This window comes from Streptomyces sp. RLA123 (assembly GCF_056270165.1).
Map to the genome: position 1 here is coordinate 7,536,500 of NZ_JBWDOR010000003.1, position 20,326 is coordinate 7,556,825.

Consider the following 20,326-nt stretch of genomic DNA (forward strand, 5'->3'; position numbering starts at 1 on the left):
CGTGACCCAAACGCCGGGTGATCCTGACAGGGAGGGCGAGCCCCGCGGAGGCAACGGGCCCTCCTCGCCCCAGGGCCATGCGGGCTGCGTGTCGCGCGGTCCCGGACGCCGCGGCTCAGGGCGCCGGTACAGGACGGAAGCGTAACGACGGCATCCCGCGTCCTCGGGCGGGCGGATCACGGGAGGCCGTCATGTGCTTCGTTCATTCCGGGACCGCCGGGAATGCCGCCGGGCTGGTGCAGCGGGCTTCGGCCGGACCGGGCGCGGCCGCGCTGTCGGATCTGGCCACTGGGGAGGAACGCGCCGGCGCAAGGGACGTCGCCGGCTCCGGCAGTCCTGACGTACTGGCCGGGCCGGGCGGGGACACCGTTGTGGACGGGTACGGCAGGGTGCTTCACAACCGCTGGAACAGGGATCTGCCACCGGTGGTGACGGTACGGCCGGGTGAGGTCGTCCAGCTGATGTGCCGGGACGCCCTGGACATCGGCGAGGCGGCCAGGACGATGACGCCGGACGGAACGCTCACCATCGATCTGGGCCTGGTGCATCCTCTCACCGGTCCGGTGGAGGTGGTGGGTGCCGAGCCCGGCGACGTCCTGGAGGTCGAGGTCCTCGACGTCGGTCCGCTGGTGGACTTCGGCTATGTCGTCGTCAGCCCGACACTGGGCCTTTTCGGTTCCCTACGCCCCGAGTTGCCGGCTCCACTCGCCGCCTGGAGCGAGGCCTCGCAGCTCAGCGACCCCAGCGCGGGCCCGGCGGCCGGCGCCATCCCCGAGGACCAGCCGTACAACAGCGGTGCCCCGTTCCTGCAGATGTTCACCTTCGAACGGGGGCGGAGCGACGGATACGCCGAGTTCACCGGTGCGGACACCGGCCGGCGGGCGCGGATCCCGGTCGCGCCCTTCATGGGGATCATGGGGGTGGCCCCGCTGCGCAAAGGCATGTACCGCACCTTCTCGCCTGACGTCAGTGGCGCCATGGGCGGCAACGCGGACATCCGGCAACTCGTCGCGGGGGCGCGGTTCCGACTGCCCGTGTACGTGCCGGGCGCCATGTTCTCCGCCGGGGACGGGCACATGGCGCAAGGCGACGGGGAGGTGAGCGGAACGGCCGTCGAGACGCTGATGGCGGTCACGCTGCGTTTCGCACTGCTGAAGAACACGGTGATCGCCTCTCCGCGGGCCGTCGTTCCCTACGCGGACCCCACCCAGCGGGCCATGCCCCCCGAGATGCTTGCGCGGGGCTGGTACCAGACGGTGGGTACGGGGCTCGATCTCATGGAGAACGTGAAGACGGCGGTCCGGGAGATGGTCGACTGGCTGGTGAGCGACCAGCAGTTGAGCCTGCACGAAGCGTATGTGCTGTGCAGCGTGGCCGGAGACCTGAAGATCAACGAGATCGTGGATCTCCCGAAATGGCTCGTGTCGATGACCCTTCCGCGGGGCATCTTCGTCTGACCGACGACGAGATCGCCGACTGATCGGCGCAGGATGCTGTCCGGCGGGTCCCTTCCGGCCGACCGTCCGTCGGCGGGCCGCCGTTGATCCGAAAGCGGTGCCTAAAAGCCGTGCCTTTAGTCGGAGTTCTCCCAGACGAGAACCCCGGGACCATCAGGCGTCACCACCGGAACCCATGCCTCATCGGCCTCGGACAGACGGGTTTCGTCGAGCGCCAGGGGCGCAGGGAACACGTTGCCGCGGTTCGCGGAGCCGTAGATGCAGAAGGCGACCGCAGCCCGCAGCCGGTCCAGAAGGTCCGCGGGCCAATCCAGCCGCCTTGATCCGTGCCCTTTCAACTCCCCGACGAAGATCGCCTTCAGGTCGTCGTCCGGGTCCCGCCCCAGCACGGGGATCAGATAGCCCTCCTGCTGGTACTGGACGCAACCGTATCCGCCGCCCTGGTTCTGGTAGATCACACCGGTTGGCGCCGCCACGATGACGAACATCCAGCCCTGACCCGAGCCGGAGCCATCAGGGTCCAAGAAGACGTACCGCATACCGCCGTCCGCATCAGCCATGCTCAGCAGCGTCGCACAGACAGCGAGCCGGGTGGCCAGGGCGCCGGGCCGGAACGTTGGTGGGCTCCGCGTCTGCGGCGTGAAGGGGCGATCGTGGGCGAGGGGCCGTCCGGTCCTCCGGGACCCTCGTCCAGAGGGATCCGGTTCGGCGTCCTCTTCGGGGCGCTGACCGCAATGGTGTCCGTCGCCGCGATCGGGCGGGCGTGGGCTGCGTGCGACATCGGCGGCAACGCGGCGGCCAACGGCATGACGTTGCTGGTGCTCGCTGCTCCCGCAGGGGTCGCTGCCGCGGTTCCGTGGGTGGTGTTGCGGGGCACCCTCGGAAGAAGCCGTCAAGGGGCGGCACTGGCCGCGGGGCTCGTCTTCACCGTGTGGTTCACCTGGTTCCTCGTGACATGGCTCGGCATGCCGGACTCCTGCCCCGACCCCTGGTGCCCGGACGATGTCCCGCCCTGGTGGCCGGGTTGCATCCCCGCGTGAGCGCGCGACGCAGGTGCTGCCGCGTATTCGAGCTGTCCAGGAATCGCCCCACCGTCGTCGGCGTCAAAAGGTTCGGCGTCCGTGATTCGAGATGCGGCGTTGAGGGAGAGCCGTCCTCGCCTTCGTGGCACGCAATCTCGGACAGTGGATCGTATACACTTTCGACGTGACTATGTCAGGCAACTCTTGCGCCGGCTCGCCGTCTTATTCCAGTTCACCTCGCATGCACATTCAGGTTGCACTGGCGCAAGCGCAACGCGACGAGTTGCTGAGACAGCGATGGCGGACCCTGAACGACGATCGTCCTTGGCATGTGCATTCGTTGCGAATTCCCAGGCAGTACACGACTGGGTATTACCGGTGCTGGGTGGATTCCTCCACGATCGGGGATATCGCGGTCAGTGACCAATACGGCGACGCGGTGGAAGGCATCGTGGGCATGAAGCACGCCACGGAGCGCCGTACGGTGGTTCACATCGTGCGAAGCGGCGGGCTGAGCCTCACCGACGCAGGTAGCACCGTTCAGGTCCCGCCGGGCACGCTCTGCGTACGGGATGCACAGATCCCTTGGGAGTTCTCCTACCGGCCCGGCACACGGGCGCGGGTGCTTCTGCTGCCGTCCGAGGCACTGGCCGACACAGTGCTCGATCGGCTGCCGACGCTCACACTCATCTCCCAGAACTCCCCCGAGGCGCGACTGTTGCTGGGGCAGCTTCATCTGGTGCGCGAGACACGAGCCGATTTGAGTCCGGCAGGCGTCCGCGCCGCCCAGCAATCCGTGCTGCAGTTGCTGGCCGGGGCACTGATGGCTCGTGGGGTTTCCGCCGACGGCGCCTTCCGCCCTTCGCTCCGCGCAGCCGCCCGCAACTGCGTGGAAGCCCGCCTCCTCGACCCTCACCTTTCTCCCGCCGAGATAGCAAGGACGCTGTCGGTCTCCGTGCGTACATTGCACCGGGCGTTTGCCGAGGTCGATGAATCCCTGATGGCATTCGTGCGGCGGCGTCGTCTGGAGCGGGCCCGCGAAGAACTCGTCGCACTGGGCGGGAAGTACACCGTTTCCGCCGTGGCAGCTCGATGGCACTTCGCCGATGTGAGTCATTTCAGCCGGGCCTTCAAGCGGCAGTTCGGCGAGACACCGGGCTCGCTCTCCCCCTGATGCCGTGAAGGAGCGGATCTCCCGCTCGGGGCCGGGTCCTGCCGAGTCGGTCATCGGCAGGACCCGGCCCGGTGGGCGGGGCGGGGCTTAGTGGGCCGGCTAGTGGGCCGACACCGGGGTGATGACGTTGCTGAAGGTGTTGGCGCCGGCGGCGTTGGCCGCCGTGACCGGGCCGTGCGTCCAGATGCCGAAGGAGTTGCTTGCGATCGTGTTTCCGGTGATCTCGAGGGACACCGGGTCCACGGTGCTCACGAGGAGGCCCGTGGTCTGCAGATCGTCGGTGGTACCCGTTTCGGTGTCCCCGACGGTGTTGTTGGTGCCGATCTGGTTGTTGCTGACGATGTTGCCGCCCAGATCGACCCCGGACGTGCCGCCGTGCACCGCCACGGCCGCCCAGCCGTTGCCGGTCATGACGTTGCTCTGCACGGTGTTGCTGTAGACCGCGCCTCCGGCCACGGCCGACGCGAGGGTGACGCCGGCTCCGCCCGCCTTGAGTCCGTTGTCGAAGATGTTGTTGCCGGTGATGCTGTTGCCGAACACGCCTCCCGCGCCGGGGGCGCGTACGCCGCCGGGAGCCGCGGCGCCGTTGCGGGACACCAGGGTGAAGCCGGATCCCGAGGCATTGCCGTGCACGGAGTTCGAGCTGAAGGTGTTGCCCGACGCGGGACCGGTCTCGTCGCTGATGACGATCCCGGCGCCGTTGCCGCTGACGGTGCCGGCCAGCACCGACGCGTGGGAGCTGCCGAGCAGGTGGATGCCTCCTCCGCAGTCACCGGGCGTGCCCGGTGTCCGCCGGCACGAGGCGTAGGAGTTGGCGACGGCGTTCGGGCCCGTACCGGTGTTGTTGCCCGAGACGATGGTGTTCGCGATGGTCGCGTTCTTCACACTGTTGACGAGGATCCCCTCGCCGACGGCGTTCTTCACCGTGAACCCGGTCACCGTGACGTCGGGCGCGCTGATCTCGATGCCGTTGATCAGGCCGGTGGCGTCGATGGTGACGTTCGAACGCGCTTCGAGGGCGAGCGGCTTGGTGACCGCGACGTTCTCGTGGAACGTGCCGTTGCAGACGACGACCCGGCCGCCGGCGGCCACCGCCTTGACACCCGCGTTGATCGAGCTGAAGGCGGGAGTGCTGCAACTGGTGTCCGCCGCGGAGGCGACGGCGGTCGGCGAGACGTAGACCGTCTGCGGGAGGGTCCGCGGCAGGGAGAACGCGTAGAGCTTGTTGTTGTCACCCTTGGCCGGGAAGAACGGGCCCATGTTCTGTGTGTGGTAGCCGGAGCCCCAGTACACCGAGCCGTCCACGATCGACGCACCGCCGAGGACCGCACCCCCGCTGGGGAAGCCCCACTTGACGGCTCCGGTCGCGGCGTCCAGGGCGTACATGTTGTTGCCGGCCGGATTCGTCGATCCGCCGTAGACGACGCCGTTCGCGCTGGACACGAAGGACATGGGAGAGGCCGAGCCGGGCGTCGCGGTCTCCCACAGGATGTTCCCGGTGGCCGGGTCGAGGGCGGCCCAGAAACCGCCCGTGGTGGTCGACTTCTGCCCGGTCGCGGACGTGAGCGTGATGGGCAGGTGGTTGGTGTTGGTGTTGGCGACGTAGATGCGCTTGCCGTCCACGGCCGAGCCCCACTGGAGGCCGCCGAGGTTGCCGCCGGGGCCGACCGCCGTGGCCCAGACGATCTTCCCCGTGACAGGGTCGAGCGTCCAGTAGACGCCGCTCTTCTGGCCGATGCCGAGCAGGTCGGTGGCCTTGCCGTTGACCGTGGTGGTGAAGAGGTTGGGCGCGGAGCCGAAATCGAAGTCGTCACCGAACCGCTGGCCGACGGTCCAGGTGTCGGCGGTCAGGGTCCTGGTGGCCCAGGCGATCTCGCCGGTGTGCAGGTCGAAGGCGACGATGGAGTCCTGGTAGTTGTCGGCCGCCCCGGGAGCGCAGCCGGTTTCGTCGGGGGAGGTGCAGACACCGGGCGGCACGGTGTAGTTGTTGCCCGTTCCGACGTACACCAGCCCGGTCTTCGCGTCGACCACCGGGTTGCTGCCCCACACGGCGCCGCCGGTGTAGCCCTCGGGGACCACGTAGGTCTTCCACAGCTTCTCGCCGGTGACGGCGTCCAAGGCGACGACGCTGCCGCGGAACGTGTACGGCGGCGCGTACTTCTCGGCCTTGGAGGACACGCCGACATAGACGACACCGTCGGCGACGACGGGCGACGACGTCACGATGGCGGCCGGGTCCGCGTCGATCTGGGTCTTCCAGAGCCGGGTGCCGGTCAGGGCGTCGACCCCGAAGAGGAACGCGCCGTCCGTGCTGTTGTTGCGCTGCTCGCCCGAGCCCGTGACGATCGTGCCGTTCCAGTACGCGGGGCTGAGCCGCGAGATGTCGCCCGTGATTCCGGTGTATTCGCTGATCTGGTGGCTCCAGATCTTCTGACCGGTCGTCGACTGCACCTTGTAGAGGTTGCCTGCCCAGTCCGGCGCGTACACGTAACCGCCCACCACGGTCGGCGTCGCCGAGACGCTGTCCCCCGTGGTGAAGGTCCACTTGGTCGTGAGGCCGGCCACGTTGCCCGCGCCGATGGTGCGCTCGGCGGCCGCGTTGTGCGTGTCGCCGAGGTCGCCACCCGCGTACGGCCAGTCGGTCGCGGCGGCCGTCGGCGCGACGGGGGTCGTGACGGTCGCGGACGGTGCGGCCGTCGCCGCGGCGGCGGGCAGAACCGCCGCGAGTCCGGCCATCGCCAGCGCGGCAACGCCGGCACGCACCCGTCCCCGCCTTGCGCGGGCGGGTGTGCGGGGTATGAACATGAAAAGCGCCTCCCGTTGCTTGCTGATCTTGCGATCGAGAGCATAGGGACACACCACCGGACCGAACGGCCGCTTGGAGGCCGCGCTGAAAGAGCCGTCGGCGGACCAAAACCGAGAGGGGGCGGCGTGAGGCAGGGCTTTTTTCCTTGACCATGATCTTCTGCGTCAGTGACGGGGAATGAGAGGCGTGGTGGAATCCTGCGCGACTTCCCCGGCACTTGGAATGTCCCGAATATTTGGGCCGGGATCCAAGAAGATCGTCCAGCGGTGCCACCCGGCACGTATTCTCCGGAGTCCCGCGGTTCGGTCCGGCGACGCCGTCTCCCCGGCGCCTCGTCATGTGCCCTGGGCCGGCGACGCTCCGCCGTCGGCAGAAGCACACGGACAACACGATCGCAGCGCTGGTGCGGTCTGTCGGCGAGCGAGCGAGGTCACCTCGAGAGCCCGAACGCGGTATGTGCGAAGACGTTGTAGTGCACGGCTGCCGACGAGATCTCCACCCGGTACGCATGGCGCGGCGAGCGTATTCGATGGCCGACGCATGAATCGGCGATCGGCCCCGAAGGCCCGGCTTTTGAATGCCCGTTTGATGAGCGGTTCCATTTCCGCTCGCCGTGGGGACCCCACGGTTTCCGGGTGGCCGAGCGGGCCGCGGAATTCGGAGGGCTTCTGGGGAGTGTGGCACGGAAGTTCATGCTCCTGGCGCTGGCCTTCCAACCGCCGGCCGCGCATCTCACCGACCGGGCGCCACGACAGCGGGGCCTGGTCGCCGCTCGCGGTGAACTCCCGGGCGGCTGCCGGGCTCGCGATCGTCCTCGGTCGGAGGTCGCGGGGCGGGGGGCCGAGGACCGTACTGGGGAGGGGCCGCCATACGGGAGGGCGGTCGCCGTTCCGCTCGACGCGGCCGAAGGTGTGGTCGCCGAAGTGGAAGGCGAAGCCCACGGTTCCCGGGGTTTCCCGCTCGTCGAACATGACCCGGCGGGAGAAAGGGACTGCCGTACCGGACGACGACGCGGCGACGCGCCGGGTTCGCCGACTGCGGGCTCCCCCTGCCGGCAAGCGGCGGGACCTCAGGCGGTGCCCGGATATCGCGGGCGTATCGAGAACCGCATACGCCACGGCAACGGCCCTCGGTCTCCCATGGGGGCATGAACCAGAACGCAGCCCCGCCGGCACCCCTGCGCCGCGCCCGCGGGATCGTGCTCCTCGGCCTGGCGATGCTCGGCTCGGCGAGTGCCGTGTTCGTCGTGCGGCGGCCGCTCATGATGTCCGCTCCGAGGTGCATGGCCGGGCGGTGGCACGGCTGCTACGACACGTTCAACGGTGTGGTGCTCATGACGTTGGTCACGCTGCCGTTGGCCGCTCTGGCGGTGTGGGTTCTGGCGCGCGTCCGGCGTGCCGTCGGCGTCGCACCGGCGTGGGCGTGGCGCACGTCGCTGGCCGAGGTGGGCATCGTCCACGGGACGGTGCCGTTCCTGTGGCTGACCATGATGCCGGGTGCCGGGCCCGGCGTCGCTCCCCGCCGGGTGAGCCTGGTGCCGCTGCGGGACCTGGTCACGATGGGGCCGGGCGGGATCGTCGGCAACCTGCTGGTCTTCGCGGCGCTGGGGTTCTTCGTCCCGGTGCGCTTCGCGGGGGCGGCGTCCCTGCCGCGGATCCTGGCGCTCGCGGCGGGCTGCTCGGTCCTGGTCGAGACCGCACAGTACGTCCTGTGGCTGGACCGGGTGTCCTCCGTGGACGACGTCCTGGTCAACGCCGCCGGCGCCGTGCTGGCCGGGCTGGCGTCGCGCCGCTGGTGGCGCACCACGGCGCGAGCGCCGTCGGACCGGCCCCGTCCCGTGCCGGCGACGGCCGGCTGACCCGTGTGTCCGGTGGGCACGCGTCTCCGCACGGCTCTCCGCATACGTCGGCGATATGGTGTGCTGCCTAGGCTTCGGGCATGCGTGTACTGATCGTGGAGGACGAGCCCTACCTGGCGGAAGCCGTCCGTGACGGTCTCCGGCTGGAGGCGATCGCCGCCGACATCGCCGGCGACGGCGACTCCGCCCTGGAACTGCTCAGCGTCAACTCCTACGACCTGGCGGTCCTCGACCGCGACATCCCGGGCCCGTCCGGTGACGAGGTCGCCCGGCGCATCGTGGCCTCCGGCAGCGGCATCCCGATCCTCATGCTCACCGCCGCCGACCGGATCGACGACAAGGCTTCCGGGTTCGGGCTCGGCGCCGACGACTACCTCACCAAACCGTTCGAGCTGCGGGAGCTCGTCCTGCGGCTGAGGGCGCTCGACCGCCGGCGCGCGTACACCCGGCCCCCGGTCCACGAGATCGCGGGCCTGCGGCTCGACCCGTTCCGCCGGGAGGTCTTCCGCGACGGACGCTATGTCGCGCTCACCCGCAAGCAGTTCGCCGTGCTGGAGGTCCTCGTCGCCGCCGGTGGCGGGGTCGTCAGCGCCGAGGAGCTGCTGGAACGGGCCTGGGACGAGAACGCGGACCCCCTGACCAACGCCGTGCGCATCACCGTCTCCGCACTGCGCAAACGGCTCGGCGAACCATGGCTCATCGCCACGGTGCCGGGTGTCGGCTACCGCGTCGACACCCGTGCGGACGACACCCTCGTCCCCGGCAGCACGCGTGCGTAGACGTCCAGGGCTGAGTGCCCGGCTGAAACTCACCCTCAGCTACGCCGGGTTCCTCGCCGTCGCCGGCGCTCTCCTGCTGACCGTGGTGTGGGTGTTCCTGCTGCGCTACGTGCCCGACAACTCCAGGGGCCTTCTCGGGATCTCGCCCAACCGCTACCTCCTTGTGCACACCTTCGCCCCCGCCGCGGCCGTGGCGATGGTCTTCCTGCTCGTCTTCGGCCTGCTGGGAGGATGGCTCCTCGCCGGCCGGATGCTCGCCCCACTGACGCAGATCACGGACGCGGCACGGTCGGCGGGGCACGGGGCGCTGTCCCACCGGATCCGTATGAAGGGCCGCCAGGACGAATTCCGCGAACTCTCGGACGTGTTCGACACCATGCTCGAACAGCTCGAGTCCCATGTCGCCGAGCAGCAGAGGTTCGCCGCGAACGCCTCCCACGAACTGCGCACCCCGCTGGCGATCTCGCGGACGCTCCTCGACGTCGCCCGCAAGGACCCCACGCGGGACCGCGGCGAACTCATCGAACGCCTGCACGCCGTCAACACGCGGGCGATCGACCTCACCGAGGCCCTCCTGCTGCTCGGCCGCGGCGACCGCGGCAACTTCCCCCGCGAGAGCGTCGACCTCTCCCTCGTCGCCGAGGAGGCCGCGGAAACGCTGCTTCCCCTCGCCGAACAGCGCCGGATCACGCTCGACGCCACCGGCGGAGCGGCCCTGACGAGCGGCTCCGCGGAGCTCCTGCTGCGGGTGGTGACGAACCTCGTCCAGAACGCCGTCGTCCACAACCTCCCCGCCGGCGGCACCGTGACGGTCCGCACCGAGGCGTACGGCGACACGAGCGTGCTGCGGGTCGAGAACACGGGCCGTCGTCTCCCGGCGGACCTGGTGCCGACGCTCACCGAGCCCTTCCGGCGTGGAACGGAACGCGTGCGCACCGATGAGCACGCCGGCGTCGGACTCGGCCTGGCCATCGTGCGGAGCATCGTGCGCGCCCACGACGGGACCCTGGACCTTGTCGCCCGCCCCGCCGGCGGTCTGCTCGTCACGGTCCGGCTGCCCGGAAGGCCCCTCGCCTTCGACGGACCACTCCCGCCCCGGCCGGGCTGACCTCTAGGGTGGCCCGCATGTACTCCACGCAGGTCTCGCGGCGCGTGCGGGCGGCCCCCGCCGCCGTGTACCGGGCGCTCCTGGACCCGCGGGCGGTGGCGCGGTGGCGCGTCCCGGCCGGCATGAGGGGGCACGTCCACGCCTTCGACGCCCGCGAGGGCGGCCGCTTCCGGGTGTCCCTGACGTACGACGGGCAGCGGGGCGAGGGGAAGTCCGGCGCGCACCGACACCTACCACGGGCACTTCGCGCGCCTCGTCCCGAATGAACTGGTCGTCGAGGTCATGGAGTTCGAGACCGGCGACGACGCGTTGCGCGGCACCATGACGATGACGACGTCGCTCACCGCGGTGGAGGGCGGGACCGACGTCGTCATCGTGCACGAGGGCATCCCCGACGTCGTGCCCCGCGAGGACAACGAGACGGGAACGCGGATGGCCCTGGACAACCTCGCCCGGCTGGTCGAGGGCGCCGGGCGGGAGTCAGAGGTGCCGCAGGGCCGTCACGCGCGGCCCGGCGGGATCAGGCGCCCGTGCCGGCCTGGAGCGGGCCGAGGCGCGGGACCGAGGCCTTGCCGGTGTTGGAGACCTTGCCGCCGGCCCACGGCACGCGCAGGGACGTGCGCTCGTCCGGCGGCGTGACGAGCACGGCGGCCGGGACCACCGTGGTCACCCCGGAGATGTCCGGGTTGCTGAAGGTCATCGGCGACCAGGCGCTCGCGCCCGGCGCCAGGGTGACCCGCTGCTTCGTCCGGCCGGTCTCCCGCTCGGGGTCCACGGTCACCTGCTGTCCCGCGCTGTTGACGAACGCCAGGCCCGGGAACCCGTAGACGGTGCAGGTGCGGGAGGACCGGTTGGTGAGCACGACCGGGAAGTTCTCCTGGCCCGCGCCCGGGTCGTTCGCCCCGATGGAGGCACGCAGGTCCGCGGTGTGGCAGCGGTCGGTCGCGGCCGCCGTCGTGCCGGTGCCGCCGCTCTGCGGGGTGGTCCCGGAGGCCGCGGTCGTCGGCGTCGGCGCGGTGTCGCCCGAGGCGGCGGAGGTGGAGGACGCCGGGGCGGAGGCGGTCGCGTCGCCGCCGACCGGGCTCGCGGAGCCGGGCAGGTTCTGCGGGGCGCTCGCGCTGCTGCCGCCCTTGCCGCAGCCGGTGAGGACCGCCATGGCGAGGGCCGCGCCCACAAGCACGGGGACGGCGGCCCGGCGGGTGCGGCGGCCGGGCATCGCGGTCCGGCTGCCGCCGTGCTGCTGCGTCGGGACTGCGTCGTGGAGGTGGTTCGCCACGTCTGTGCCTCTCTTCGTCCTGTGGTGCGGCCGCGACGTCCCGCTCGGTCGGCGGGATCGCGGTGGAGGGCAACCCTCCTCATAGTGGGATGCCACCCGGGGGGCAGAAGTTCACGATCTTTCCCGGAATGGATCAAAAAGTGATGGCGAGACCGCCGAGGACGGTGTCGGTCAGGTCGCCGCCGCCGTGCTGCCTGACCTGGACGTACACCTGCGGCAGGGCGGTCCCGTCGCGCCCCAGGCTGATCTCGTCGATCGACCCGCCGGCGGTTCCGCACCCCGTCCAGTGCCGGATCCGGCCGCTCCACTCGGTGCCGCGGTAGCCGCGGGACTCCTGGCCGCGGCAGACGTCGTGCCGGATGGCCCCGACGCGGGCGGCGAGGTCGCCGTGCTCGACCAGGCCCACGAAGACGCCGTCGACCCCGGCGTTCAGGTCCGGCCAGCGGGAGGCGTCGCCGGCCACGACGAGCGCGGGCTCCTGGGCGCCGGGCAGCCCCAGCGCCCCGGGACTCCACCCGCCGCCGACCAGTTCGCGGCTCCACGCGGCGGGCACCGTCACCGTGATCCGCCCGGTGGCGTCGCTCACCGTGTTCGTCGCCGGGGTCCGGGGCCGGGTCATCCGGGTGGCGAACAGACCGCCGGTCCCCGCTGCCGCCAGCACGGCGCACAGCGCGAGCACCCACGCGCGCCGGTGCCCCCGGAGCCGCCGCGGTGCCCCGTCCTCGGCGGGGCGGCCATGACGCGCGGCCAGTGCCTCCAGTTCGGCGGCGAGGCGCCCGGCGTCGGGCCAGCGCTTCCTGCGGTCCGCCTGGAGGGCGCGCAGCACCGCCCGCCGCACGTCGGCCGGCAGGCCGGGGCGGAGCCGGTCGGGCCGGGTGATCCGCCCGGCGGGGCCGGGCACCGTCCCGGTGAGCAGGTGGTAGAGGACCGCCCCGAGCCCGTACACGTCGGCCCGTACGTCGACGCCTCCGTCCGGCCTGGCCTGTTCGGGCGCCATGTAGCCGGCCGACCCGGCGATCATCGTCAGGCCCGAGGCCTGGGCGAGCGCCTTGGCGAGACCCAGGTCGGCCACCAGGACCCGCTCCGCGCCGTCACGCGAGGTGCCGATCAGGACGTTGGACGGCTTGATGTCCCGGTGCACCACGCCCGCCTCGTGCAGGGCCGCGACACCGCGGGCGGCCTCCGCGGTCAGCCGCAGCGCGTCCTGCAGGGGCAGCGGACCGTCGGCGAGCAGATCCTCCAAAGTGCCCCGGTCCGCGTACTCCATGACGAAATAGGGGCGATCGTCCGGTAGTTCGCCCATGTCGAAGACCTGCACCAGACGGCTGGAGGCGGCCTTGCGCAGCAGCCGGGCCTCGGCGAGGAAGCGCTCCCGCAGATCCAGGCGGTACGCCCAGTTCTCCGCCATCACCTTCACCGCGACGGGGGCTTCGAGGGAGTCGTCGTGCGCGAGCCACACCATCGCGAACGCACCGGCTCCGAGCGGCCGTACGAGCCGATAGCGGCCGATCTGTTCAGGAGGGGGCATAGGCATATCATGCACCGGCCACCCACCCATCCGAGGAGGACCCCCGTGACGCCCGCCCAGGAGACAGAGGAGCTCGCGGCACGTGCGGCTGCCGGCGACTCGGCGGCCCTGGACCTGTTGCTCGGCGGGATCCGGCCGGAGGTGCTGCGGCGTTGCGGCCGCTTCCTGGTGCACCGGGAGGACGCCGAGGAGGCGGCGCAGGACGTGCTGTTCCAAGTCGCCCGCAAGATCGGCACTTTCGAGGGGCGCAGCCAGTTCCACACCTGGCTGTACACGGTGGTCGCCAACTGCTGCCGGCAGAAGTACCGGGAACTCAAGCGCCGGCGCGGCGAGCAGCCGCTGTCCGCGGTGGACACCGAGGCGCCCGACCCGCGCCGGACGAGCATGATCGCCGGCACGCGCGTCGACCTGCTGGAGGCGCTGGAGCGCCTGGAGCGTGTCAGCCCGGAACTCGTCGCGCCCCTGGTGTACCGCGACATCTGTCAGATGGAGTACCGGGAGATCGAGGAACAGCTCGGCATCCCCATGGGCACGGTGAAGTCCCGGCTGCACAATGCGCGCCGGCAGGTGCGGCACTGGCTGGTGGACCCCGGCTGAGAGCCCGGGAATGACTCCGCAAAGAAATGTCGATCGTTCCGTGAACTTTTCCGGTGCGACATGCAACTCACTTATCCAGGGGCGGTGTCTGCCGCCGCCGCAGGATGTTCACAGGAGTTGTGATTTGTCCATATTGACCTGGATCATGCCGCGTCGGAGGAGACGGCCGGTCCTTGGCGCGGGGATGGCGAGCGCGACGGTGCTCGCCGCGCTGGCCGCGCTAGGGGCCGCGGCACCGCCCGCGGCCACCGCCGCCGAGAACGCCGTCACCGCGCCGAAGGCCTCCGCCCGCACCCAGCCGGGCCATGTCGAGCCGCTCTGCGGACCAGCGAAACCGCATGAATTCACCTGTTTCGGTCTGCGGCGCACCGACGTCCCGGCCCGGAAGGGGCTGCGGACCGCCGGTCAGGCCGCTCCCGACGGCTTCGGGCCCGCCGATCTGCTCAGCGCCTACGCCCTGCCCGCGAACGGCGGCGCGGGACGCACCATCGCGATCGTCGACGCCTACGACAACCCCGACGCCGAGGCCGACCTCGCCGTCTACCGCGCCCAGTACGGCCTGCCCGCGTGCACCACCGCCAACGGCTGCTTCACCAAGGCCGACCAGCGCGGCGGCACCGACTACCCCGACCCCGACCCGGGCTGGGCCACCGAGATCTCCCTTGACCTCGACATGGTCTCCGCCGTCGCCCCGAACGCCCGCATCGTGCTGGTCGAGGCCGACACCCCGACCAGCGACGACCTCGGCGCCGCCGTGGACCAGGCCGTGGCGCTCGGTGCGCAGTACGTCTCCAACTCCTACGGTTCCAACTACGCCTTCTACCCGGAGGACCCGGCCGAGTCCGCCCTCGACGTCCACTACGACCACCCGGGCGTCGCGATCATCGCCTCGTCCGGCGACTCCCGCTACGGCGTCGCCTACCCCGCGGCCTCCCCGTACGTCACGGCGGTCGGCGGCACTTCGCTCACCAAGGACGCCGCTACGTCCCGCGGCTGGAGCGAGTCGGTGTGGGACCACGACGGCGGCGGCGCCGGCTCCGGTTGCTCCCTCCACGAGCCCAAGCCCGCCTTCCAGCACGACACCGGATGCCCCGGGCGCACCGTCGCCGACGTCGCGGCCGTGGCCGATCCGGCCACGGGCGTCGCGGTGTACGACAGCTACGGCTCCGGCGGCTGGGGTGTGGCCGGCGGCACCAGCGCCTCCGCGCCCCTCATCGCCGGCGTCTACGCGACCGCCGGCGCCCCGGTCGCGGGCACCCACCCCAATGTCTACCCGTACGCCGCCGGCGGCCTGAACGACGTCACCGAGGGCAGCAACGGCCGCTGCGCGCCCGCCTACCTGTGCACCGCCGGTCCCGGCTACGACGGCCCCACCGGCCTCGGCACCCCCAACGGCCTGACCGCCTTTCGCATGGGGCCGCACGGCACGCTCTCGGGCACCGTCACCGACCGGGCCTCGCACGCACCCGTCGCCTCCGCGACGGTGACGGCGGGCCTGTTCACCACGACCACCGACAGCGCGGGCCGCTACACCCTCGCGCTGCCCGTCGGCCGCCACGCACTCGACATCACGGCCTACGGCTACGCGCCGGGCGCGGCCGCGCAGGTCGACGTCACCGACGGTGCCACGGCGACGCGGGACCTCGCGCTGCGCAAGCTCGCCACCCACCGCGTGTCGGGCACGGTGACCGACGCCTCCGGGCACGGCTGGCCGTTGCACGCGAAGATCACCGTCGACGGCGTACCTGGGGCCCCGGTGTGGTCCGACGCCGTCACCGGCGCCTACCGCCTCGACCTGCCCGAGAACCACACGTACACCCTGCACGTGGTCGGCGACGACCCGGACTACCGCTCCCTGACCCGGAAGGTGGCTGTGCGCGGCGCGGACCTGAAGGTGGGGCTCGGGCTGCCCGCCGACACCTGGGCCACCGGCAACCCGGCGTACCGGCTGCGGGTGGACACCCTGGGCACCGAGCCCTTCGACGCGCCGTCCGGCCCGCCCGAGGGCTGGAGCGTGACGGACCTCGCGGGCACCGGGCACGGCTGGTCGTTCGACGACCCGGCCGGCCGCGGCAACAACACCGGCGGCGCCGGAGGCTTCGCCGTCGCGGACAACGACCACGCCGGCTGGGACGTGGCCATGGACACCGTACTGACCGGCCCGGTCTGGGACTTCGGCCGCGCCGGTGACCCGGAACTGGCGTTCAGCACCGACTACGAGGGCTCCGCGGAGCAGAGCGGCGACGTGGAGGTCACCGCCGACGGCGGCAGGACCTGGACCACGGTGTGGCACCAGGACCAGGGGTGGGGCAGCGGGCGGGTGGAGATCCCGCTCAGCGACTGGGCCGGGAAGCGGGCGGTGCAGATGCGCTTCCACTTCACCGGTCCCGGCCAGTTGTGGGCGGTGGACGACGTGACGGTCGCCGAGCGCGTCCTGACCCCGGTCCGGGGCGGGATGCTCACCGGCGTCGTCACCGACGCCAACACCCGGCGTGGGCTGATCGGTGCCCAGGTGCGGGCCGGCTCCGGCGACGGAACGGTGGCGCCCACCCTGGCCACCGCGGGCGACCCGCGCGTCGGCGACGGCCTGTACCGGTTGTTCGTCCCCGGCAGCGGCAGCCACAAGGTGGCCGCGGGCAAGCCCTCGTACAGCACGTCGTCCCGCACCGTCGCGGTCCCCGCGGACCGCACGTCGCAGGCCTCGTTCGCGCTGAAGGCCGGGCGGCTGTCGACGCGGGACACGCGCATCGACGCCACCACGACGCCGGGCGGCAAGGTCACCCGGAAGGTCACCGTGCGCAACACGGGCACGGCTCCGCTCACCCTCCGGCTCGGTGAGCGCACCGGCACCGGGCCGGACTCCTCCGCACCCGGCACCGCCTGGCGCTCCCTGCCCGACCTGCCGGTCCCGGTGATGGACAACGCGGTGGAGAGCCACGCGGGACGGCTGTACTCCGCGCTCGGTACGGGTGACGGCGACACGCCGACCGGCGACCTGTACGTCCTCGACCCGGCGGCAGGCACCTGGAACCGCGGCGCGACCGCGCCCGAACCCCGCCAGGCCACCGCGCACGGCTTCGTCGGCGACCGCCTCTGGACCGTGGGCGGCTGGGGACCCGGCGAGCAGGTCAGCTCGACCACCCAGGTCTACGACGCGGCGCGCGACACGTGGTCGGCGGGCCCGAGCATTCCCGAGGGCCGCTACGGCGCGGCGGGCGCCGTGCTCGGCGGCCGGCTCTACGTCGTCGGCGGATGCACCAACACGGACTGCTCCAGCACCGTCTCCGTGCTGGACACGGCCACCGGCACGTGGTCCCGGGCGGCCGACTACCCGCAGACCATCAGCTGGGAGTCCTGCGGCGCCATCAACGGCAAGCTGTACTGCGCCGGCGGCAACCACGAGTACGTCGAGACGGGCGCGGCCTACGTCTACGACCCGGCCTCCGACAGCTGGCAGCCCGTCGCCGCCATGCCCGCCGGCCTGGCGACCGCGTCCTACGCCGCGGCCAACGGACGGCTCCTGGTCTCCGGCGGCTTCAAGCGGGTCGGCATCAACCGCGTCCTCACCCCCGAGGGCTACGCCTACGACCCGGGCACCGACACCTGGACCCGTCTGCCGGACGCCCCGACCGCGGTCTACCGCGGCGGCGGTGCCCCGGGGATGTTCCAGGTCGGCGGCAGCAACCAGAGCCGCTTCCCCGTCCCCGTGGCCACCGCGCGGCAACTGCCGGGCTGGGACCGGACGGAGACGGACGTGGCCTGGCTGTCGGAGAGCCCCGGCCGCCTGACGCTGCGCCCGGGCGGGAGTACGACGTTCACGGTCACGCTCGACGCCCGCGACATCCGGCGCCCCGGCGACTGGACGGCGTCGGTGATCCTGCGCAGTGACACGCCGTACTGGGTGCCGCCGATCCCGGTCGCCCTGCACGTCGTGAAGTCCGCGGGCCGCTGACGCGGTTCCTCGCGGTACCGGGCCCCTCGGACAGGTCTTCCGACCCGTCCGAGGGGCTCCGCCGTCCACGGGGGGCGCAATGGTCCGGAGTTCCGCCGCCGAAATGGCCCACGCCGGAGGGCTGCCGTCTGCCTGGGGTCGGGCGCATGACCTCGACGAGCGTTACACCGGGCCGGCCCGCGAGTTCGGGGGGCTCGTCGGCGAGCGCGGGCACACGCTGGAGTGGGGAGGGTCCGACACCGGACTGATGAAGGCCGTCGCCGACGCGGTACGGGGGAGCGGAGGGCGGCTCGTCGGGATTCGGCCGGCCTTCGCCGGCAGTGGGCCAGACCGGACGCCGACGAGATGGTGATCGCCGAGAATCTCGCCGAACGCAAGGCGATGCTGCTCGCCCGGTCCGACGCGGTGGTGGTGCTGCCCGGTGGCCGGGAACGCTGGACGAGGTGACCGAGGTCCTCGAGCTGAGAACGCACGGACTGCACTTCAAGCCGGTGGTGCTGCTGAACACGGCGGGCTTCTACGACGGGTTCGCGGTCCAGCTGCGCAGGATGGAGGCGGAGGGGTTCCTGCCGGTGGCCCTGGCTGACGACGCCGCCGGTGTGCTGGGCCTGCTGGAGCGGTCCGCGGGCGGGTTCCCGGCCCGGTGACAGCTTCGTGCCCGGGGGTCGCCGGTTTTCACGGCAGGACGTCGCAGAGCGTGTCCAGCGCGCCCGTCCACGCGCTCTCGGAGGGGGCTGCGTAGTTGACGACCAGCCCGTCCCGCTCCGGCAACCGCGCTTCGTATCCGGCGACTTCGTAGCGGAACTCCGCGAGCCCGCTGACGGCCAGGCCCTGCCGCGCCGCCGCCTCGACGACCGAGCGCTCCGTCCCGCGCGGGAGTTCGAGGACCGCCTGGAGCCCTGCGTCCATGCCGGTCACATGGACGGCGGGGGCCCTGCGCGCCAGGGCCGCGACCAGCTGGTCGCGACGGCGCCGGTAGCGCAGCCGCATCGACCGCACGTGCCGGTCGTACGCGCCCGACGCGATGAACTCCGCGAACGTCAACTGCTCCAGCGCGCTGGACATGTAGTCGCCGTACCCCTTGGCCGCCACGATCTCCGGGACCAGGTCCTCCGGCAGCACCATCCAGCCGATCCGCACCCCGGGCGCCAGCGACTTGCTCGCCGAACCGAAGTAGACCACCCGCTCGGGATCGAGGCCCTGCAGGGCGCCGACCGGCTGACGGTCGTACCGGAACTCCCCGTCGTAGTCGTCCTCCAGGATCAGGCCGCCGGTGGCCCGCGCCCAGTCGGCGGCCGCAGTGCGCCGGTCCGGGCGCAGGGCGACTCCGGTCGGGTACTGGTGTGCCGGAGTCATCAGCACCGCGCCGACCCCGCGCAGTCGCACCAAGTCGTCCGTGCGCACACCGTGTTCGTCGACGGCCAGGGGCGGAGTGCGCAGACCGGCGTGGGTCAGCAGGTCCCGGTAGAGATCGAGGCCGTACGCCTCGACGGCCACCGCCGTCACGCGGCGCGCCCTGAGCGCCCGGGCCATCAGCATCAGACCGTGGTGGAAACCGGAGCAGATGACGATCCGCCGCGGTTCGGCGTACACGCCACGGGCCCGCGCCAGATAGCCGGCCAGGGCGGTCCGCAACTCGACCCGGCCGCGGGCGTCCCCGTATCCGAAGGCGTCGTTCGGCGCCGCGGTCAGGGCGCGGCGGGCCGCGGCGAGCCACTGCGTCCGGGGGAAATCCGCGAGGTTCGGGGAACCCGGCAGCAGCTCGTACCTGGGGCGGGGTCGGGGCCGGGCGGGCGTCGTGGGGGCGGCGGCGGGCGCTGTCCTGCCCGCCTGTCCCGGCCGCTCGGCGACCCGGGTCCCGGAGCCCTGCCGGGCGGTGAGCCAGCCCTCGGCGACCAGTTCGGCGTACGCCTCGGTCACGGTGTTGCGGGAGACGCCGAGATCCACGGCGAGCGACCGGGACGCCGGCAACCGGCTGCCGGGCGCCAGACGTCCCGTGCGCACGGCCTCCCGCAGGGCGTCGGTGAGCCCGGCGCGCAGCCGGGTCCCGCGCAGTTCGAGGTGCAGGTCCGTACCGGACGCGGAAGCCGGGTCGGCCGCGGAATTGGTCCGGTTTTCCCTCATGGAAGTGGACCATACTCCAGAGCCACTGCGTACGTAGCGTGGCGGGTATGACAACGAACGCAGTACACGCGACCGACGAACGGCTCCCGGCGCACACACCTCGTCTGGACTGGGCGAAGCTCGCCCCCGAGGCCTACAAGGCCATGATCCGGCTCGACACCGCGGCGCGGCAGGGCGTCGAGCCCGCCCTGCTCAATCTCGTCAAGATCCGCGCCTCCCAGATCAACCACTGCGCCTTCTGCCTCGACATGCACAGCAAGGACGCGCTCGCGGCCGGTGAGTCGGCGGAGCGCGTCATCCAGCTCGACGCGTGGACGGAGTCGAAGCACTTCTACACGGCGAAGGAGGTCGCGGCCCTCGAGCTGACCGAGGCGATCACCGTGCTCACGGACGGATTCGTCCCGGACGAGGTGTACGCCAGGGCCGCGAACGCGTTCGACGAGACGGAGCTGGCGCGCCTCATCGTCGCCATCACGACGATCAACGCGTGGAACCGCTTCGGGGTCTCCACCCGGCTGGTCCCCGGCCACTACACGCCCGGCGTCTGAGACCCGGCGATCGGGGCGGAGGAGGGCCAGGCGCCGGCCGGGCCCCCTCCGCCGCGCCGGCACGAGAAGCCCACGGAGACCACGTGACCACGGAGAC

Annotated in this window: 14 protein-coding genes and 2 pseudogenes; 11 read left to right on the plus strand and 5 right to left on the minus strand. The window is 71.8% G+C overall.

Features of this window, described 5'->3' with window-relative positions; all coding sequences use genetic code 11:
* Positions 1 to 191 precede the first annotated feature (191 nt).
* Complete coding sequence (locus RV983_RS34535; RefSeq protein ID WP_475989650.1) at positions 192 to 1,457, plus strand: acetamidase/formamidase family protein; 1,266 nt, start codon at positions 192 to 194, stop codon at positions 1,455 to 1,457.
* A gap of 116 nt (positions 1,458 to 1,573) precedes the next feature.
* Here the strand turns inward: RV983_RS34535 and RV983_RS34540 are convergent, their stop codons facing one another.
* Complete coding sequence (locus RV983_RS34540; RefSeq protein WP_475989651.1) at positions 1,574 to 2,017, minus strand: DUF6210 family protein; 444 nt, start codon at positions 2,015 to 2,017, stop codon at positions 1,574 to 1,576.
* A 174-nt stretch (positions 2,018 to 2,191) separates the two neighbouring features.
* Between RV983_RS34540 and RV983_RS34545 the strand changes: the two genes are divergently transcribed.
* Both RV983_RS34545 and RV983_RS34550 read left to right on the plus strand, forming a co-directional pair.
* Positions 2,192 to 2,497 (plus strand): hypothetical protein, encoded by a 306-nt coding sequence (locus RV983_RS34545; protein ID WP_475989652.1) that lies wholly within the window; start codon positions 2,192 to 2,194, stop codon positions 2,495 to 2,497.
* 124 nt (positions 2,498 to 2,621) lie between these two features.
* Complete coding sequence (locus RV983_RS34550; RefSeq protein ID WP_475989653.1) at positions 2,622 to 3,653, plus strand: helix-turn-helix domain-containing protein; 1,032 nt, start codon at positions 2,622 to 2,624, stop codon at positions 3,651 to 3,653.
* 99 nt (positions 3,654 to 3,752) lie between these two features.
* On the opposite strand, the gene RV983_RS34555 is transcribed toward RV983_RS34550, so the two are convergent.
* Positions 3,753 to 6,416: an outer membrane protein assembly factor BamB family protein gene (locus RV983_RS34555; RefSeq protein ID WP_475989654.1), complete on the minus strand. Its 2,664-nt coding sequence runs from the start codon at positions 6,414 to 6,416 to the stop codon at positions 3,753 to 3,755.
* 1,190 nt (positions 6,417 to 7,606) lie between these two features.
* On the opposite strand from RV983_RS34555, the gene RV983_RS34560 reads away from it, so the two are divergent.
* The 4 genes and pseudogenes from RV983_RS34560 to RV983_RS34575 all read left to right on the plus strand — a co-directional run.
* Positions 7,607 to 8,317 (plus strand): VanZ family protein, encoded by a 711-nt coding sequence (locus tag RV983_RS34560; protein ID WP_475989655.1) that lies wholly within the window; start codon positions 7,607 to 7,609, stop codon positions 8,315 to 8,317.
* Between the two features lie 80 nt (positions 8,318 to 8,397).
* Positions 8,398 to 9,096 carry a response regulator transcription factor gene (locus tag RV983_RS34565; RefSeq protein WP_475989656.1) on the plus strand — a complete coding sequence of 233 codons (699 nt, stop codon included), beginning with the start codon at positions 8,398 to 8,400 and terminating at the stop codon, positions 9,094 to 9,096.
* Positions 9,089 to 10,204 carry a sensor histidine kinase gene (locus RV983_RS34570; RefSeq protein ID WP_475989657.1) on the plus strand — a complete coding sequence of 372 codons (1,116 nt, stop codon included), beginning with the start codon at positions 9,089 to 9,091 and terminating at the stop codon, positions 10,202 to 10,204. Before RV983_RS34565 ends, RV983_RS34570 begins: the two co-directional genes overlap by 8 nt.
* Positions 10,205 to 10,221: 17 nt before the next feature.
* A pseudogene (locus RV983_RS34575) lies at positions 10,222 to 10,672 on the plus strand (SRPBCC family protein); the annotation flags it as partial.
* Between the two features lie 52 nt (positions 10,673 to 10,724).
* On the opposite strand, the gene RV983_RS34580 reads toward RV983_RS34575, so the two are convergent.
* Positions 10,725 to 11,480 carry a DUF4232 domain-containing protein gene (locus RV983_RS34580; protein ID WP_475989658.1) on the minus strand — a complete coding sequence of 252 codons (756 nt, stop codon included), beginning with the start codon at positions 11,478 to 11,480 and terminating at the stop codon, positions 10,725 to 10,727.
* Positions 11,481 to 11,613: 133 nt separating this feature from the next.
* Positions 11,614 to 13,008, minus strand: a complete 1,395-nt coding sequence (locus RV983_RS34585) for a serine/threonine-protein kinase (protein WP_475989659.1) — start codon at positions 13,006 to 13,008, stop codon at positions 11,614 to 11,616.
* A 9-nt stretch (positions 13,009 to 13,017) separates the two neighbouring features.
* Here RV983_RS34585 and RV983_RS34590 point away from each other — a divergent pair, with 9 nt between their 5' ends.
* The 3 genes and pseudogenes from RV983_RS34590 (at position 13,018) to RV983_RS34600 (ending at position 18,204) form a co-directional block, all read left to right on the plus strand.
* Positions 13,018 to 13,605, plus strand: coding sequence for an RNA polymerase sigma factor (locus RV983_RS34590; RefSeq protein WP_475989660.1), 588 nt, complete (start codon positions 13,018 to 13,020; stop codon positions 13,603 to 13,605).
* A 184-nt stretch (positions 13,606 to 13,789) separates the two neighbouring features.
* A complete protein-coding gene (locus RV983_RS34595; RefSeq protein WP_475989661.1) occupies positions 13,790 to 17,557 on the plus strand; it encodes a Kelch repeat-containing protein in 3,768 nt (1,255 codons plus the stop codon).
* Between the two features lie 103 nt (positions 17,558 to 17,660).
* A pseudogene (locus tag RV983_RS34600) lies at positions 17,661 to 18,204 on the plus strand (LOG family protein).
* Positions 18,205 to 18,232: 28 nt separating this feature from the next.
* Here RV983_RS34600 and pdxR read toward each other — a convergent pair.
* Positions 18,233 to 19,681, minus strand: coding sequence for a MocR-like pyridoxine biosynthesis transcription factor PdxR (gene pdxR, locus RV983_RS34605; protein WP_475989662.1), 1,449 nt, complete (start codon positions 19,679 to 19,681; stop codon positions 18,233 to 18,235).
* 47 nt (positions 19,682 to 19,728) lie between these two features.
* On the opposite strand from pdxR, the gene RV983_RS34610 reads away from it, so the two are divergent.
* Positions 19,729 to 20,229, plus strand: a complete 501-nt coding sequence (locus tag RV983_RS34610; protein WP_475989663.1) for a carboxymuconolactone decarboxylase family protein — start codon at positions 19,729 to 19,731, stop codon at positions 20,227 to 20,229.
* The last annotated feature ends 97 nt before the right edge of the window (positions 20,230 to 20,326 follow it).